The 14,640-nt window shown below is 54.9% G+C and carries 13 protein-coding genes and 1 pseudogene; 9 read left to right on the top strand and 5 right to left on the bottom strand.

What is annotated here, in order from left to right; translation table 11 throughout:
* Positions 1-22: 22 nt before the first annotated feature.
* The gene (locus G547_RS0116030) at positions 23-1,732 is read right to left on the bottom strand and encodes a purine-cytosine permease family protein (RefSeq protein ID WP_027330708.1); all 1,710 of its coding nucleotides are present in this window, start codon (positions 1,730-1,732) and stop codon (positions 23-25) included.
* A 238-nt stretch (positions 1,733-1,970) separates the two neighbouring features.
* On the opposite strand from G547_RS0116030, the gene G547_RS0116025 reads away from it, so the two are divergent.
* The 7 genes from G547_RS0116025 to G547_RS0115995 all read left to right on the top strand — a co-directional run bounded on the left by G547_RS0116025 (position 1,971) and on the right by G547_RS0115995 (position 10,228).
* Entirely contained in the window at positions 1,971-4,073 is a 2,103-nt protein-coding gene (locus tag G547_RS0116025) for a bifunctional rhamnulose-1-phosphate aldolase/short-chain dehydrogenase (protein WP_027330707.1), read from the top strand.
* 90 nt (positions 4,074-4,163) lie between these two features.
* Positions 4,164-5,456 carry an L-rhamnose catabolism isomerase gene (gene rhaI, locus G547_RS0116020; protein WP_027330706.1) on the top strand — a complete coding sequence of 431 codons (1,293 nt, stop codon included), beginning with the start codon at positions 4,164-4,166 and terminating at the stop codon, positions 5,454-5,456.
* Positions 5,457-5,540: 84 nt separating this feature from the next.
* Positions 5,541-6,362 (top strand): (Fe-S)-binding protein, encoded by an 822-nt coding sequence (locus G547_RS0116015; protein WP_027330705.1) that lies wholly within the window; start codon positions 5,541-5,543, stop codon positions 6,360-6,362.
* A 1-nt stretch (position 6,363) separates the two neighbouring features.
* The gene (locus G547_RS0116010) at positions 6,364-7,803 is read left to right on the top strand and encodes a LutB/LldF family L-lactate oxidation iron-sulfur protein (protein ID WP_051235604.1); all 1,440 of its coding nucleotides are present in this window, start codon (positions 6,364-6,366) and stop codon (positions 7,801-7,803) included.
* Positions 7,796-8,449 (top strand): LutC/YkgG family protein, encoded by a 654-nt coding sequence (locus tag G547_RS22825; RefSeq protein ID WP_051235602.1) that lies wholly within the window; start codon positions 7,796-7,798, stop codon positions 8,447-8,449. Before G547_RS0116010 ends, G547_RS22825 begins: the two co-directional genes overlap by 8 nt.
* Before the next feature lie 11 nt (positions 8,450-8,460).
* Complete coding sequence (gene tpiA, locus G547_RS0116000; RefSeq protein WP_027330703.1) at positions 8,461-9,273, top strand: triose-phosphate isomerase; 813 nt, start codon at positions 8,461-8,463, stop codon at positions 9,271-9,273.
* Positions 9,274-9,382: 109 nt separating this feature from the next.
* Positions 9,383-10,228: a DeoR/GlpR family DNA-binding transcription regulator gene (locus tag G547_RS0115995; protein WP_245573499.1), complete on the top strand. Its 846-nt coding sequence runs from the start codon at positions 9,383-9,385 to the stop codon at positions 10,226-10,228.
* Between the two features lie 35 nt (positions 10,229-10,263).
* Here G547_RS0115995 and G547_RS0115990 read toward each other — a convergent pair whose 3' ends face one another.
* Together G547_RS0115990 and G547_RS0115985 are read right to left on the bottom strand one after the other, a co-directional pair.
* Positions 10,264-11,115 (bottom strand): alpha/beta hydrolase family protein, encoded by an 852-nt coding sequence (locus G547_RS0115990; protein WP_157209914.1) that lies wholly within the window; start codon positions 11,113-11,115, stop codon positions 10,264-10,266.
* 61 nt (positions 11,116-11,176) lie between these two features.
* Positions 11,177-11,596: a hypothetical protein gene (locus G547_RS0115985; protein WP_027330700.1), complete on the bottom strand. Its 420-nt coding sequence runs from the start codon at positions 11,594-11,596 to the stop codon at positions 11,177-11,179.
* Positions 11,597-12,055: 459 nt separating this feature from the next.
* Here G547_RS0115985 and G547_RS24005 point away from each other — a divergent pair.
* Together G547_RS24005 and G547_RS23880 are read left to right on the top strand one after the other, a co-directional pair.
* A pseudogene (locus G547_RS24005) lies at positions 12,056-12,154 on the top strand (IS110 family transposase); the annotation flags it as partial.
* 6 nt (positions 12,155-12,160) lie between these two features.
* On the top strand, positions 12,161-12,328 hold the full coding sequence (locus G547_RS23880) for a hypothetical protein (RefSeq protein WP_245573523.1): 168 nt from the start codon (positions 12,161-12,163) through the stop codon (positions 12,326-12,328).
* A 42-nt stretch (positions 12,329-12,370) separates the two neighbouring features.
* On the opposite strand, the gene G547_RS0115975 is transcribed toward G547_RS23880, so the two are convergent.
* Both G547_RS0115975 and G547_RS0115970 read right to left on the bottom strand, forming a co-directional pair.
* Positions 12,371-12,838, bottom strand: a complete 468-nt coding sequence (locus G547_RS0115975; protein WP_027330699.1) for a hypothetical protein — start codon at positions 12,836-12,838, stop codon at positions 12,371-12,373.
* Positions 12,839-13,002: 164 nt separating this feature from the next.
* Positions 13,003-14,559, bottom strand: a complete 1,557-nt coding sequence (locus G547_RS0115970) for an IS1182 family transposase (RefSeq protein WP_027328092.1) — start codon at positions 14,557-14,559, stop codon at positions 13,003-13,005.
* Positions 14,560-14,640: the final 81 nt, after the last annotated feature.

Here is a 14,640-nt window from a genome sequence, read left to right as displayed (position 1 = left end):
TGGCCCGGTCACTCGTACTCAATCATTGCTTGCGTGCATCCTGCGAAAAAGTGGCCTCTCGAAGGGCACTTCCCTGCCTTTCCTTCAACAGCGACCAGAGCGTCGCCGTTACCATATAGAGTACCGTGGGAAACAGCAGCCAGTCTTTAACCACGTCAATACTGCCCGTACGAAGCGCCTGTACCCCGAGGGCCAAACACCACAACAAGGACAGCACGGCCACACTGATCGAAATCGTCTGCGTCAGGGAGCTACCGCTGTGTGAACCCGATGCTTTGACATTCCGGAGTTGCTCAAGGTAATGGCGTTCCTGTTCCCGCCGTTCGGTTTCACGTTTTTCATACAGTGCCGACTCTTCGGTATACGGCTCTCGAGCACCACAGAGCGCCGCCAGGCCCGCATAGATCAACGTGGCGATGACCCACGTAGGCAACAACAGAAAGAACAGATGCAACCCCAGGCTGTTAAAGCCCCAGGCCGCCAACAGGGAGAGCCCCCAGGCCAGACAGGCGGGCCAGTTCAGGTAGCCGCCCCGGTAGTGATTCCAGTAGCGGGTCAGCCCCAGACGCGGGAACAACCAGTGCTCCGTCACGATCACGGCCCCGATCGGGGCGAGAATCAACCCCATCAACCCGACAAAACTCATCAGTTGAGTAAATACAAACGGAAAGCAGGCAATAATCGTGGTGACCAGGCCAGTTACCGCCGTCACCGCCGTGCGATTCCAGCGGGGATACAGCGACTGAAACGCCAGCCCGGCGCGGTAGATGGTCGGATTGGACGTGGTCCAACCGGCGATGATCACCACCAGTATGCCGGTGGCTCCCAGTGCCTGATAGGCCACGGCCCCGGCATCCAACTCCTGAATCGAGACTTTGAGCATAAAAGCCGCACCCGCCCCCATGACGCCCGCACACAACCACGCCGCATAGTGACCAATGAACATCCCCAGCACCGACAGAAAACCGTAGGAGGAGCGTCGAGCGTAGCGCAACAATGTCATATCCGAGAGCCCGCCGTGCATGGCGAGGTTGGCGACCCAGGCGAAAGCGGCGACATGCCAAAGGCCCAGACCGCCTTCATCACCTCGCCATATCTGGGCGTCGGCAATACTCAGCAGTCGCTCGGCGACACTTTGCCCGGGAATTTCGGGCGTCTGCGCGCTGAGCACGGAAAACATGGTCATCGCGCCGACGAGGAACATAAGAATCATCCAGGGAGCACACACCTGGGAAAATATCGCCACGCGGCGAAACCCCTTGGCGGCGATCACCGTCACCAGAGCCCCGACCAGTAAAGCCACCACCACAAAACCGGCACTGGTGGGATACCAATCAACCTGAGGGGGAATATCAAACAGGATGCGCGCGGCGGAGGCCGACACCGTGATCATGGTGCCAGCCAGAACGCAGAAGAGGACGCCGTTGACAATGCTATAAAGATTGATGATGCCTTTGCCGCCAATTCGCTCCAGGTAGGCATAAAGAGTCAGGCGGGTGCTGACGGCGATGGGCGCGCAGACCAGGCCCCAGGTCAGCACAGCCAGCAGATTCCCCCACAGCAAGCCCCAGAGTATGTCCTGCACGCCCACGCCCCACGCCACAAACAGGGCACCAATGACAAACTCGGTTCCGGCCACATGCTCGCCCGAGTAGCTCGCGGCAAAGTGACGGGCGGGTTCCAGGCGTTCGGGCTTTACGGGGGAGCGTTCGAACTCATTATTATGTGTCATCTTATTCTCGCCTAATGAAATGGCTCCGGGAGCGCCGGAACAATGTCTTCAATATGCACACATTTGATTATTAATGAACGATAACGTTAATTCTGGTTTTTAACAACCTCAAAAAACCAGCAACAACACAAAATACATTCTTGACCACCCATTTTTAATCACTTACAATCATTGTCAATCAAAAAGGCGATCTCATGACGCCATACACCGTTCACCGATAAATAAAGAGCGAATGATTATGTCCTCCAACAAACTGCAGAATCTCTGGGACGACCAGAAGGCCGCCAGCATGAGCGAGCCGGAATTGTTGAAATACCGATCAAATCTGCTCGGCTCCGATTTGCGCATTACCAACTTCGGGGGCGGTAACACCTCCGCCAAGATCAACATGACCGACCCGCTAACCGGCGGTAATGCAGAGGTGTTGTGGGTCAAGGGCTCCGGCGGTGACCTGGGCTCCATCGAGCTGGACGGTTTCTCCACCCTTTATATGGAAAAACTGCAGCAGTTGAAGTCTCTGTACCGCGGCCTTGAGCACGAAGACGAAATGGTGGGCTACCTCCCCCACTGCACCTTCAACCTCAACCCGAAGGCCGCCAGCATCGATACGCCGCTACACGCCTACATTCCCCATAAGCATGTCGACCACATGCACCCGGATGCCGCCATTGCCATTGCCTGCACCAAAAACAGCAAAGAACTGACGGAAGTGATTTTCGAAGGCCAGATGGGTTGGCTGCCCTGGCAGCGCCCGGGTTATGACCTGGGACTGAAACTCGAAGAAGTGGCGCGCGGCAACCAGGACCTCAAGGGCATCATGCTCGAAGGCCACGGTATTTTCACTTGGGGCGAGAGCGCCAAAGAGTGCTACCTCGCCACTCTGGACATTATTCAGAGAGCGCAGGACTGGCTGCAAGCCAACAACAAGAGCGACGCTTTTGGTGGCGCCAAGTACCGGGAACCCCTGAAGGCCGACCAACGCCAGACCGTGGCCAGCCAACTGATGCCGTTGATTCGCGGCAAGATTACCAACGAACAATACAAAGTGGGCCACTTCAACGATTCGGACACCGTGATCGAATTCGTCAACTCCGCGGAGCTGGAACCACTGGCCGCGCTCGGCACCTCCTGCCCCGACCACTTCCTGCGGACCAAGATCCGCCCGCTGGTGGTGGACTTCGACCCCACGGCCAACAATCTCGACAACGAGCTGGCGCGTTGCGCTGAAGGTCTCGATAAGCAGCTGGAAGCCTACCGTCAGAGTTATGCGGAGTATTACAACCGCTGCAAGCGCGACAACAGCCCCGCCATGCGCGACCCCAATGCCGTGGTCTACCTGGTCCCCGGCGTGGGCATGGTCACCTTCGCCAAAGACAAAGCCACCGCGCGCATCGCCGGTGAGTTTTACGTCAACGCCATCAACGTGATGCGCGAAGCCAGCGGCGTCAGTGAGTACGTCGGCCTGCCCGAGCAGGAAGCGTTTGATATTGAGTACTGGCTGCTTGAGGAAGCCAAGCTGCAGCGCATGCCCAAGCCCAAATCCCTCGCCGGCCGGGTGGCATTTATCACCGGCGGCGCCGGCGGCATCGGCAAGGCCACTGCCGCCCGCATGCTGCGTGAAGGCGCCTGCGTGATGTTAGCGGATATCGATACCAAAGCCCTGGAAAATACCTGCAGTGAACTGACCAACGCCTTTGGCAAAGACGTCGTGCGTCAGGTTCAATGCGATGTCACCAAAGAGAAAACGGTGGCCGACGCCATGGCGAGCGTCGCACGGGAATACGGCGGCATCGACATTCTGGTGTCCAACGCCGGCATCGCCAGTTCCGCGCCTCTGGACGAAACCGGTCTCGACCTGTGGAACAAAAACATGGACATTCTGGCCACGGGCTACTTTCTGGTCGGACGCGAAGGCTTCAAACTGCTCAAGCGTCAGGGCACAGGCGGTTCCGTCGTGTTCGTGGTGAGCAAAAACGGCCTGGTAGCCTCTCCCGGCGCTTCCGCCTACTGCACCGCCAAGGCGGCAGAGATTCAACTGGCACGTTGTATTGCTCTGGAAGGCGCACCGCTGGGTATCCGCTGCAATGTCGTCAACCCTGATGCCGTTTTGCGCGGCTCGAAAATCTGGGACGGCGAATGGCGCAAAGAGCGTGCGGCCGCTTACGACATCAGCAACGATGAGCTCGAAGAGCACTATCGTCAGCGCAGCATGCTCAAGCGTTCTGTTCTGCCGGAAGACATCGCTGAGGCGACCTACTTCTTTGCCGCTGATCTGTCCGCCAAGTCCACCGGGAATATTATCAACGTCGACGCGGGCCACGCGCCATCGTTTACCCGCTAAAATAGCGGACATAACTGATACTATTGAAGAGCGCCCCGCATCAACCCGGGGCGCTCAGATAATCACCACCGGAAACAACGGGACGATAATATGAAATACCCCATTTCCCCCGAGCTGGTCGCCGAAAAGAACGATCAACTGACCCCCGACCTGCAGAAAGATTATGACGCTCTGGGAGAGCAACTCGAGCGCCGGGGTCTGGACATCCAGGCACTGACCCGCCAGGCGGAAGCATTCGATATCGCCGTTCCCTCCTGGGGCACGGGCACCGGTGGGACGCGTTTCGCGCGTTTTCCGGGCGAGGGCGAGCCGCGCAATATCTTCGAAAAAGTAGAGGACTGTGCAGTCATCCACCAGATGTCCGGCTGTACCAGTGAGATTTCCCCACACTTCCCCTGGGACAAAGTCGACGACTTCAGCGAACTGAAAGCCCACTCGGATCAATACGGCCTGGGTTGGAGTTCCGTGAATTCCAACACCTTTCAGGATCAACCCGATCAGGAACGCTCCTACAAATACGGCAGCCTGAGCCACGCGGACGCGGCCGTGCGCGAGCAGGCAGTGGCCCACAACCTTCAGGTGATTGAGTGGGGCAAGCAATTGGGCTCCAAAGTGCTCACCGTCTGGGTCGGCGATGGCTCCAACCACCCGGGCCAACAACATTTCCAGCGCGCCTTCGAGCGCTACCTCGCCAGTGCCAAGGCCATCTACCAGGGCCTGCCGCAGGACTGGGAAATGCACATCGAACACAAGATGTTTGAGCCAGCGTTCTACTCCACCGTCATTCAGGACTGGGGCTCGAATATTCTCGCCGCCATGGAAACCGGTGAGCGCTGTAAATCCCTCGTGGACTTGGGCCACCACGCCCCCAACGTCAACATTGAGATGATTGTCTCCCGCCTGATTCAGTTCAAAAAACTGGGCGGCTTCCATTTCAACGACAGTAAATACGGGGATGACGACCTGGACAGCGGCTCGCTGCACCCCTACCAGCAATTTCTGATTTTCAATGAGCTGGTGGATGCCGAGTACCGCAAACAGCCGGGATTCGCCCCGGCTTATATGCTGGACCAGTCTCACAATGTGACCGACCCGATCGAAAGCCTGATCAACTCGGCCACCGAAGTGCAGCGCTCGTTCATCAAAGCATTGCTGGTGGATCGTGAAGCGCTGGAGCGTTATCAGACCGATAACGACGCCATCATGGCCAGCAACACCTTAAAGGCCGCCTTCAATACGGATGTCTCACCCATCCTGGCCATGGCCCGGAAAAACAAAGGCGCCGCCATCGACTCCCTCGCGATATACCGTGCCTCAGGCTACCGCCAGCAGGCCGCCAAAGCGCGTCCGGACACTGGCGGCAGCCGCTCCGGCATTGTGTAACGCCCCCTTTGGTGCCGGCCCTCTCTCGCATTCAGGCCGGCACTTTTTTATTTCCCTTGTTTCTCCGCAACGCGACCGAGCCCCATGACCGAGACGCCCCAAAATTCTCCGAAACGCAGGCACCAGATCGGGCTTTTTGTCACCTGCCCGGTCGATCTCATTCGCCCGAGTATCGGCTTTGCCACCGCCACCCTGCTCGAACGCGCCGGGTGCGATGTTCACGTTCCACCACAGAGCTGCTGCGGGCAGGTGGCCTTCAATAATGGCCAGCCGGAGGAGACCCGCGCCTTGGCCTGGAATATTGTGCAGCAGTTCGGGCAATACGATTACGTTGTTCTGCCTTCTGGCTCCTGTGGCGGTACCATCAAAACCCACTACCCGGAACTGTTTGCGCAGGACGAGCGACATGAGACGGTGGTTCGTTTTTGCGAAAAAGTCTACGAGCTGACCACTTTTCTGACCGAAGTGTTGGATTACGCCCCAACGCGGGCCGGCATCGACCTCAGCTCGGAAACGGTCACCTATCACGACAGCTGCGCCGGCTTGCGGGAACTGGGCATCAAGCAGCAACCGAGAACCCTGCTCAAACGCTGTGCCAACCTCGACGTGACCGAAATGGAAGAAACCGACGTCTGTTGCGGCTTCGGCGGCACCTTTTGCGTCAAGTATTCCGATGTCTCCAACCGCATGGTCACCAACAAAGTGAACAACATTCGCCAGTCGGGTGCCAGCATGGTGCTGGGGGGCGACCTCTCCTGCCTGCTGAATATCGCAGGCAAGCTGCAACGACTGGAACCGGACAACCCGGACCGGGTGCAGGTGCGTCATATTGCGGAGGTCCTGGCCGGCGAACTGCAGACACCAGCCATTGGTGAGCCCTCTCCCACCCGCGGAAAAGGAGAGTGACATGAGTCAGGTCCAGACACAGGAACCCCAACCGGATTTCATTATTCGCTCCCGCGCGGCGCTGGAAGACAATCACCTGCAAGAAGCGCTGGAAAAGGCGGGCTCGGGCTTTGTGTACAAACGCCAGGCGGCCATCGAGCGGATCGGCAATTTTGAACAATTGCGCGATCAGGCGCGGCAGGTGCGCGTTCGCGCCCTGAAACACCTCGACCTGTATCTGCTTCACTTCGAGAAAAAAGTGCAAAACGCCGGCGGCCAGGTGCATTGGGCGGAAACACCGGAACAGATGCGTGAGATTGTGATCGGACTCTGCCAGGCACAGAACGCCAAGACCGCCACCAAGGGCAAGTCCATGGTGGGGGAGGAAGTGGACCTTAACGAAGCGCTGGAAGCGGCGGGCGTCGAACCCCAGGAAACCGACCTGGGCGAGTACGTCTTGCAATTGGCCCACGAGCGGCCCAGCCATATCGTGGCGCCGGCGCTGCACAAGACCAAGGCCCAGGTACAATCGCTGTTCCGCGCCAATCACGCGCTCGGCGAACGTGCCCTGGACGAAGTCGCGGATATTGTGAACGAGGCCCGAGCGGTCATTCGCGATCGCTTCCTGCAAGCGGATGTGGGCATCACCGGCGCGAATATGCTGATCGCGGAAACAGGGACCGCCGCCATCGTGACCAACGAAGGTAATGGCGACCTGACCGCGACGCTGCCGCGAACCCACATCATTACCACCTCCATCGACAAAATCGTCCCGACCTGGGAAGACGCCAGTGCGATTTTGCGGGTACTGGGCCGCAGCGCCACCGGACAGGACATTACCACGTACACGTCCTTTTTTACCGGCGCACGCTCGGAGCGTGACAAGGACGGACCGGAGCAGTTTCATATCGTACTGCTCGACAACCGCCGCTCCGAGCTGCTGGGTAGCGAGTACGAAGAAATGCTGCACTGCATCCGCTGCGGCGCCTGCATGAACCACTGCCCGGTCTATCAGGCTGTGGGCGGGCACAGCTACAACAGCGTTTACCCGGGCCCGATGGGCGCCGTGCTGACGCCTTTACTCAGACATGAGGAGCAGGACAACCAGTTGCCGAACGCCAGTACCTTTTGCGGCCGGTGTGAGTCAGTGTGTCCGGTGCGTATTCCCCTGCCCGGCCTGATGCGCAAGCTGCGTGACCGGGAACAGCGCGAAGCCAAACATGCCAGTGTATCCACACTGGCCGTCAAATTATTCTGCCGGCTGAGCCGTCACCCGGTGCTGTATCGACGACTCACCCACTTCAGTCTGAAACTGGTGTCGATGATCCGAGGCCGGAAATCCCGCTTCCGGACTTTGCCCCTGATGTCAGGATGGAGTCGACACAGGGACTTCCCCGCGCCGGACAACGGCAGTTTTCAGTCGCAATGGCAGCAACGGCACAAGGGGACGAATCATGACTGACAGCCGTAGCCGAATTCTCGATCGTATCGGACGAAGCACCGGTGGTCACTATGACGCCGACACCATCGAGGCGACCTTCCAGGCGCTCTCCCACCAGCAGACGGGGGCTCCTGTACAGCCAGAAATGGGACTGACCGATCCGGTAGCCACTTTTACGGCGGAAGCGGGTCGCAATGGTGCCCGGGTCGCGGAGCTTGAGAGCATGACGCAAGTCACTCAATGGTTGCGAGATAACGTCCGGGACGCGACGACCGACGCCAACTTTCACCTCTCCCCGGCCATCATCGGCCGGTCGCTGGACTGGAGTGGGTTGAACACGACAGCGGAAACGCCGGCGGCGGCCGGAAGCTGGGGCGTGGTTCAGGCCCATACCGGCATCGCCGAAACCGGGACCGTCATGTCCCTGAGTGATGAATGCCCCAGCGGTCTTTTATTCCTGGTGGAGCGGCTGGTCGTGGTGATCGCCCGGCGGGATATTGTCGGCTATCAGGAGGAGGCCTGGCAAAGACTGAAGGCCAGGGGCGCCCTTCCCCGCACCGTCAACTGGATTACCGGGCCCTCGCGCACGGCGGATATCGAACAGCAAATTCAGATCGGCGCACACGGGCCCCGGGAAGCCGACTACCTCCTGATCGACGAACAATAAAGGCAAAAGCGATGCAGACCTCCTCCAAGACACCTCTGATTCTCGGCAACTGGAAAATGAACGGGAGCCTCGCCGATAACCTCGGCTGGGTCACCCGGGCCCGGCATCAGTTGGAAAAACAACCGGTTCACCACGTGACTCTGGGCGTTTGCCCGCCCTTTCCCTACCTGCAGAGCTTGCGTCAAATATTACCGGCCCAGATCGCCCTCGGGGCGCAGGACGTCAGCTCCGAGTGTGTCGGGGCCTATACCGGGGAAACCAGTGCCGCCATGCTCAAGGAGCTGCAATGCCGCTATGTTCTGGTGGGGCATTCAGAGCGCCGCGCGCGGCTGGCAGAAACGGACGGGGACGTGGCCCGTAAATTCCGGCTGGCCAAACACGCCGGATTGACGCCGGTGCTCTGTGTGGGAGAAAGCCAAACCGAACGGGATAACAACGAAACCACTCAGGTGATTACCCAACAGCTACAAGCGGTCTTTGAGCTGTGCGGTCCCGAAGGCTTCCACGCAGGAGTGATCGCCTACGAACCCATTTGGGCCATCGGTACCGGACGCACCGCCTCCCCTTCAGACATTGAAGCGGTGCACGGCGCCATTTTCGAGTGGTTGGGAAAGCACCAGATACCGGAGGCCAGCGTCCACGTACTGTACGGTGGCAGCGTCAAGGCGGAAAACAGTGCGGACATCTTTGCCCTTGAAGGCGTCGACGGTGGCCTGATTGGTGGTGCCTCCCTCAACGCCGGATCCTTTATCGACATTGCCCGGTCTGCCAACCAAACCGCCCAACTTGCAGAGCCCTTGGCTTTTGCCAGGAAAAGCCTTTAGTGGGGTCGGAAAAACCCTGACCTTTGCACTTTCGGTACGATCATTTGACCGTTTATATGATTATTTAAGACCGGTTTTGCTTGCTAAGGCCGACCCGGTATGATAAATTTTGATCAAATTTACGTTCAATGATTGGACTTACAGCGACCCGACCCCTATGCTCGAAAAACAACGCCACCAGTTGCTTCTGGATATTCTCGACGAACAACAGTTCGCCAGCGTGAACGACCTGTCGACCCAGTTGAATGCCTCGGAGGCGACCATCCGCCGGGACATTACCAAACTGTCCAAACACGAGCAGCTGCGGAAAATCCGCGGCGGGGCCGAAGTCCTTCACGGTTCGGAAAAGCGGGCGCGCCGCCCGCACCTGTCCGGCACGGCGTTTCTCGCCGCCAAAGAACAACGGGCCGACATCAAGCGCCTGATTGCCAAAGAAGCGGTCAAGCTCTGCGAAGACGGTGAGTTCGTCATCATCAACGGTGGCAGCTCCACCTATATGATGCGAGAGTTCCTTTCCGAGCGTCACCTGAATGTATTGACCAACTCTTTCGTCCTGGCCCAAGAGCTGGCCGAAACCAGCGACAACCAGATCACATTGCCCGGCGGTGAACTGTATCGAAAGCAGGGCATTATTCTCAGCGCCTTTGAAAACGACACCATCCAGTATTACCAAGCCAGCAAGATGTTTATGGGAACGCCGGGCATCGGCAAGTTCGGAGTCATGGAGTCCGACCCGCTGCTGATTCAGACCGAGCAAAAATTGAAAAAGCAGGCAGACCAGTTGATTGTACTCGCCGACAGTACCAAGCTCGGCAAGCGCAGCAACTTCATCCTTTGCCCGCTTACCGAAGTCGATGTATTGATCACCGACAGCGAGGCCGACCCGGCGCTGGTCAAGTACTTCGAAAGCGAGAACATTCAGGTTATTCTGGTGGATGTTAAGCGCGCCGAGTAAAAGCGGCCCAACCATTCAGCAACTTGTCATACCTCCTAACCGCCAAATAAAACATTCGCACAATATGGGGTTAGCGCTGAGGAGCTATGACCAATTCCTTTTATGACGTTGACATTGACAGCCCCCTCAAGCCCGTAACGTTTTGAGTTACGGTTCATTTCCCGCGCCCAACTGTTCGCTATTTCTATGCGGGTATTGCCGCTGTGCGCAGGTCTTTTAGGCTGCCTCTTCGTGTCTTCACTTCCGATAACGATTGAAACTTTCCCAGCAGCTAACGCATAGTTTCTGAGAGATCTAGTGATAGCAACACGACTTCTACTACCGTCTTTCCACGTTATAGCTTTAAAGAGGTTGCCAGCTCCGTAAGGCCATTTGCTGGATTTGGTCGGATAACTGTAGCGACCAGCAGCGCTGACAACAGCATGTATTATGTTGTCTGGGTGAGTAACAACGTACCTATTCACAAACTGCCCTCCGGCAGAGTGACCATACAAATAAAACCGCTTACTACCTGAGGTCGTTCTAACCGAATAACGATTTACAAGTTTATTAACGAATTCATCAGCAGCAATGTATTTCCCAAACAGGTTTCTATACCCGCCATAGCCTCCGCCCAGATTACCAAAGCGTGGCGTATCGAAGACAGGCGCAATCAACAACAATTCATATTTTTCAGCATATTTGACCCAACGAGAGATGTATCTATTGGCAACATCGGAAGCGGCCTCGCCCTTTGACAGCATACCGTGGGAAATTACGAGAATGTGTTTTGGCGTTTCATCGGGAACGTACACAAAGTGATCACCCTCACGATCCATTTCGTGGATAACATCTGCGTTTACAGGTAACGACAGGCACAGCAAAATAAAAATCAAAAACTTACGCATAATCCACCCAATGCACTGAACTTTAAACACCTTAACGGACTGGTCAAAAGACATGATTCATTTAATTTTTATACCTTTCATACAGCTCTAAAAATTCCTCCACTCTATCCGCAGAAGCATCAAGCAGATCTGCAATCCTATTCCTTTGTCTTTCAATTATTTTAGCTTTCGCCGCTGATATACTGCCTTCCTCGACTAACGTTATGTAGCTTGAATATGCTTGATTCAAAGCATTCCACCTACGCTCTGAATTAACCTTTTCCTCTTCTGTATTTAACCTTGAAAATATCGAACATATAGGAACAAGTTTTGCATCACTACTGCTAGACCGGAAGTATCTAACACAAGCATCCAGCTCCAGAACCCTTCCCTCCAAGAATTCAATCTGACTTTCATGTAAACTTTCAATTTGTTCTATTTCGAAAGCCATAGCATGAGAAGACAAAGCAACAGAAATAAAAAAATAAAGAAATTTAAGCACTGAAAATCCTCCGTTGATTGTAAATATTACCTTTCCAGAATATCCAAGAACAGTTTTCGAAAGACGCTCAATAAATCGGGATATTATTATCTCTTGAGCAATTCTTAGAAAGAAAAAGAAATATATAGCGTTCGCTCGCTATGGAAGTTCTCTTAATTTTCACCGCTTTACCCAAGCGATATAGTGAGACCGAAACCTTTTTCTGCAGGTTTTAAGTATAACCGCTCGATGCTTGCGCTCGCGCAGACAGTGTCTAGCCCGTTAACCAGCCTGAGCGCCATGCTGACTCCAACTTTAACTCGAACAGTAGAACGGGCTCGACCGCACTCGGTATCAAGTCCGAATTTAGCAAGCGTAGGCCATGAATACAACTACCAACGCTAAAGCCAGAAACAACGAGCGACTCATCGGCATCAGTGATGGAAGAACTGCCGGAGCTGGGCTCTCCCGGATCACCAGATGACTGCCCTCTGTGCTCTGGCGCCGCTCAATCGCGACAGCGGGACGATGCTAGGGAAACGACGAATTCGAGGTGGTCGCTCCCCGATCAGGACTGTGCTCTACATGGCAATGATGTCAGCCATTCAACACAACCCGGTGATGAAGCGGTTCTACCAATCTTTGGTCAACGCCGGTAAACACAAAAAGGTGGCGCTGACCGCTTGCATGCGCAAGATGATGACGATTCTTAATGCCATGGTTCGGGATGATTGCCTATGGCAAGAAGCATAGAATTTTAGTCTGCAGGGGTTGCCCTAGGATCACAGTCGCTGGTTATGTCTTTGTGACAGTTGAATTGGTGATAATTTTGATAGCTTTTAGTGTCTTTTGGTCTTTTTCTATAAAAACCTTGTTCTCACTCCTGACTTCATAACTATCACCACCAATTTCAAAAGTTTCGACTACCACTTCGTCAACAACCGCGCTGCTTTTTGAAATATTAGTGATTGTTGATTGCTCTTTAGTGTATTCATAATTTTTATAGTTGTTCCATGCCGCCACTACGGATGAAACATACTGTTCTTTATTGGCAGAATACTCCGATTGGCTTCCTGACACAGTCGTGGTTCCTTTCAGCTTCGCGCTGTCAGATAAGGAAGAAGCGAGCGCCTCGGGATCTCTATTTTTGAAGGATGAATCTACCGTTTCGATGAAGCTAATTATCTCACTCTCTGACAACGTCTCCGCGCCGGCAGTCGACGCCATGAAGAAAAACAAAAGAAAGGTTAGAAAATATTTCATATTTACTCCGAAGACATAACGAGGCTGTAGAAAAACGATTTACGGAAATCGTCGCCTTTACGCCCCTTCTCAATTTATGTCTGGCTAACATTTAACCAGATTCGGTTAACATAATCATCCATTATAGACAGTTGAGTCCATCCGAGTGTGGATAAGCCTGTGGATCACGCCACAGCGCCATAATTGGCTAACTTCTCGATGTTATGCACTAAACAGTACAACTGCCATTGGCCTTGCACCTTGTGCTTTCCTCGCAAGGAGAATCGATTGAGACCTTTATTGGTACCGATATTGCCGAATACCGGCTCCACCACCGACATGCGGTGACCGTAAATCGCTTTGCCTTGCTTGCTATCCACTCGACACTTCATCCAATCTGTTGCATTGGCGTGTATTGAGAAGGTTTTTGATACCTGACGACCATGACCCTCTCGGGTATCGGCGGAGGATGGGTTGCGCATGCATTCGTTCTTGCGAGGACAGCGGCGGCAGTCGGTTAGCTTTCCTTCGAAGTGCAGCTGGATTCGACCGGGCCCTTGTCGGTACTCATGCTTGAGCCACATCCTTTTTCCTTCAGGGCACTTGCACGTCTTCCTTTTAAGGTTAAAGGTAAACTCTGAGGAGGGAATGACAGGCTTGATCCCTTTTACGGTATCTTGATGACGCTTGCCATACTTTTCTTTCTGATGACCGAATATCTTGTCCCTGGACCGAAACCGGTTGTCCGGAATGTAGGCATTGATACCTTCGTCTTTTAGATACGCGTCATTGGCGCCGTTGGAAAAACCAGTGTCAGCTGTAACAATCACGCCGGACTTTAGAATGCCAGGGTGAATGCCGACTTTCCGGTAACGATTTTCGATACTGGTCAGCACCGGCTTCAACGTATGGTGCTCCTGGCCTTCACCGAAGGCTTGGGCATCCACGATAATCTGATGTTTCTTATCCACCGTTGCGACACCGTTATAACCCTGGATGGTGCCTTTGCTGGTGGTCATTTTCGCCGACTCGTTATCGGTAATGTTGCTTTTAACCTCTTTGGGTCGCTTACCCTGCCCCATCCGTGGGGTTGCCGTCTTTAGGAACTGGTCGATCCGATCAAATTCTTTACTCAGGGTATCCGAGGCCTTCTGCAACTGACGCTTGCGATCCCGCTCAGTGGGTTTGCGACCGTCAAGGTTCCTGTGCTCCTTGAGACACGAGCGGATCTTCCGTTTGATTTTATCGCGTTTCTGACTCAACTCTTCTAATGTGCCGGAGTGCTCTTTGGCGGCATTGGAGGACATCTTGCAGCCATCAATGGCAAACAACTCATTGCCGAGCAAGCCCTGTTGGTCACAGACCAGAAGCACTTGCTCAAATACCGATTCAATGGCGTCTGGGTAGCTACTGACAAAGCTGGCGATACTGGTGAAGTGGGGAACCGAGTCGCAGGAGAGGGCCTTGAAGATGATGTTGTGTTCGCACTGCCACTGGATTTCACGGCTGGAGGTAATGCCTTTGGCGTAGGCATAAAGAATGATCTTTAGGAGGATCGCTGGGTCGTAGGCCGAGCGGCCGCCAGCGTCGTTCTTGTACTTTTCGTGGAATGCCGACAGGTCAATATGGTCATCGATCAGCCTGTGCAGCGTGAACTCGAAGGTTCCCGGCTGCAACTGTTCCTCAAAATCGATGACGACCATGGCGCTCTGGCTGTAGTCGTATTTCTTGAAGTTTGGCATGGCGTCGCATCCTTTAAACGATGCCTGAATTTTAGCAAAAAGTGCCTTATTTTTGGAGTTTTTCTACGGCCTCAACGCCGC

The sequence above is a fragment of the Marinimicrobium agarilyticum DSM 16975 genome (assembly GCF_000423345.1).
GTDB lineage: Bacteria > Pseudomonadota > Gammaproteobacteria > Pseudomonadales > Cellvibrionaceae > Marinimicrobium > Marinimicrobium agarilyticum.
The sequence above is the reverse complement of the archived record's forward strand: the minus strand, read 5'-3'. Positions and strand labels throughout refer to the sequence as shown.

What these genes read in the sequence shown, in the direction of transcription:
- G547_RS23880 (WP_245573523.1), top strand. Translation starts at nt 12,161, where the DNA reads ATGGCAATGATGTCAGCCATTCAACACAACCCGGTGATGAAGCGGTTC.
- G547_RS0116030 (WP_027330708.1), bottom strand. Translation starts at nt 1,732, where the DNA reads ATGACACATAATAATGAGTTCGAACGCTCCCCCGTAAAGCCCGAACGC.
- rhaI (WP_027330706.1), top strand. Translation starts at nt 4,164, where the DNA reads ATGAAATACCCCATTTCCCCCGAGCTGGTCGCCGAAAAGAACGATCAA.
- G547_RS0115990 (WP_157209914.1), bottom strand. Translation starts at nt 11,115, where the DNA reads ATGCGTAAGTTTTTGATTTTTATTTTGCTGTGCCTGTCGTTACCTGTA.
- tpiA (WP_027330703.1), top strand. Translation starts at nt 8,461, where the DNA reads ATGCAGACCTCCTCCAAGACACCTCTGATTCTCGGCAACTGGAAAATG.
- G547_RS22825 (WP_051235602.1), top strand. Translation starts at nt 7,796, where the DNA reads ATGACTGACAGCCGTAGCCGAATTCTCGATCGTATCGGACGAAGCACC.
- G547_RS0116015 (WP_027330705.1), top strand. Translation starts at nt 5,541, where the DNA reads ATGACCGAGACGCCCCAAAATTCTCCGAAACGCAGGCACCAGATCGGG.
- G547_RS0115970 (WP_027328092.1), bottom strand. Translation starts at nt 14,559, where the DNA reads ATGCCAAACTTCAAGAAATACGACTACAGCCAGAGCGCCATGGTCGTC.
- G547_RS0115975 (WP_027330699.1), bottom strand. Translation starts at nt 12,838, where the DNA reads ATGAAATATTTTCTAACCTTTCTTTTGTTTTTCTTCATGGCGTCGACT.
- G547_RS0116010 (WP_051235604.1), top strand. Translation starts at nt 6,364, where the DNA reads ATGAGTCAGGTCCAGACACAGGAACCCCAACCGGATTTCATTATTCGC.
- G547_RS0116025 (WP_027330707.1), top strand. Translation starts at nt 1,971, where the DNA reads ATGTCCTCCAACAAACTGCAGAATCTCTGGGACGACCAGAAGGCCGCC.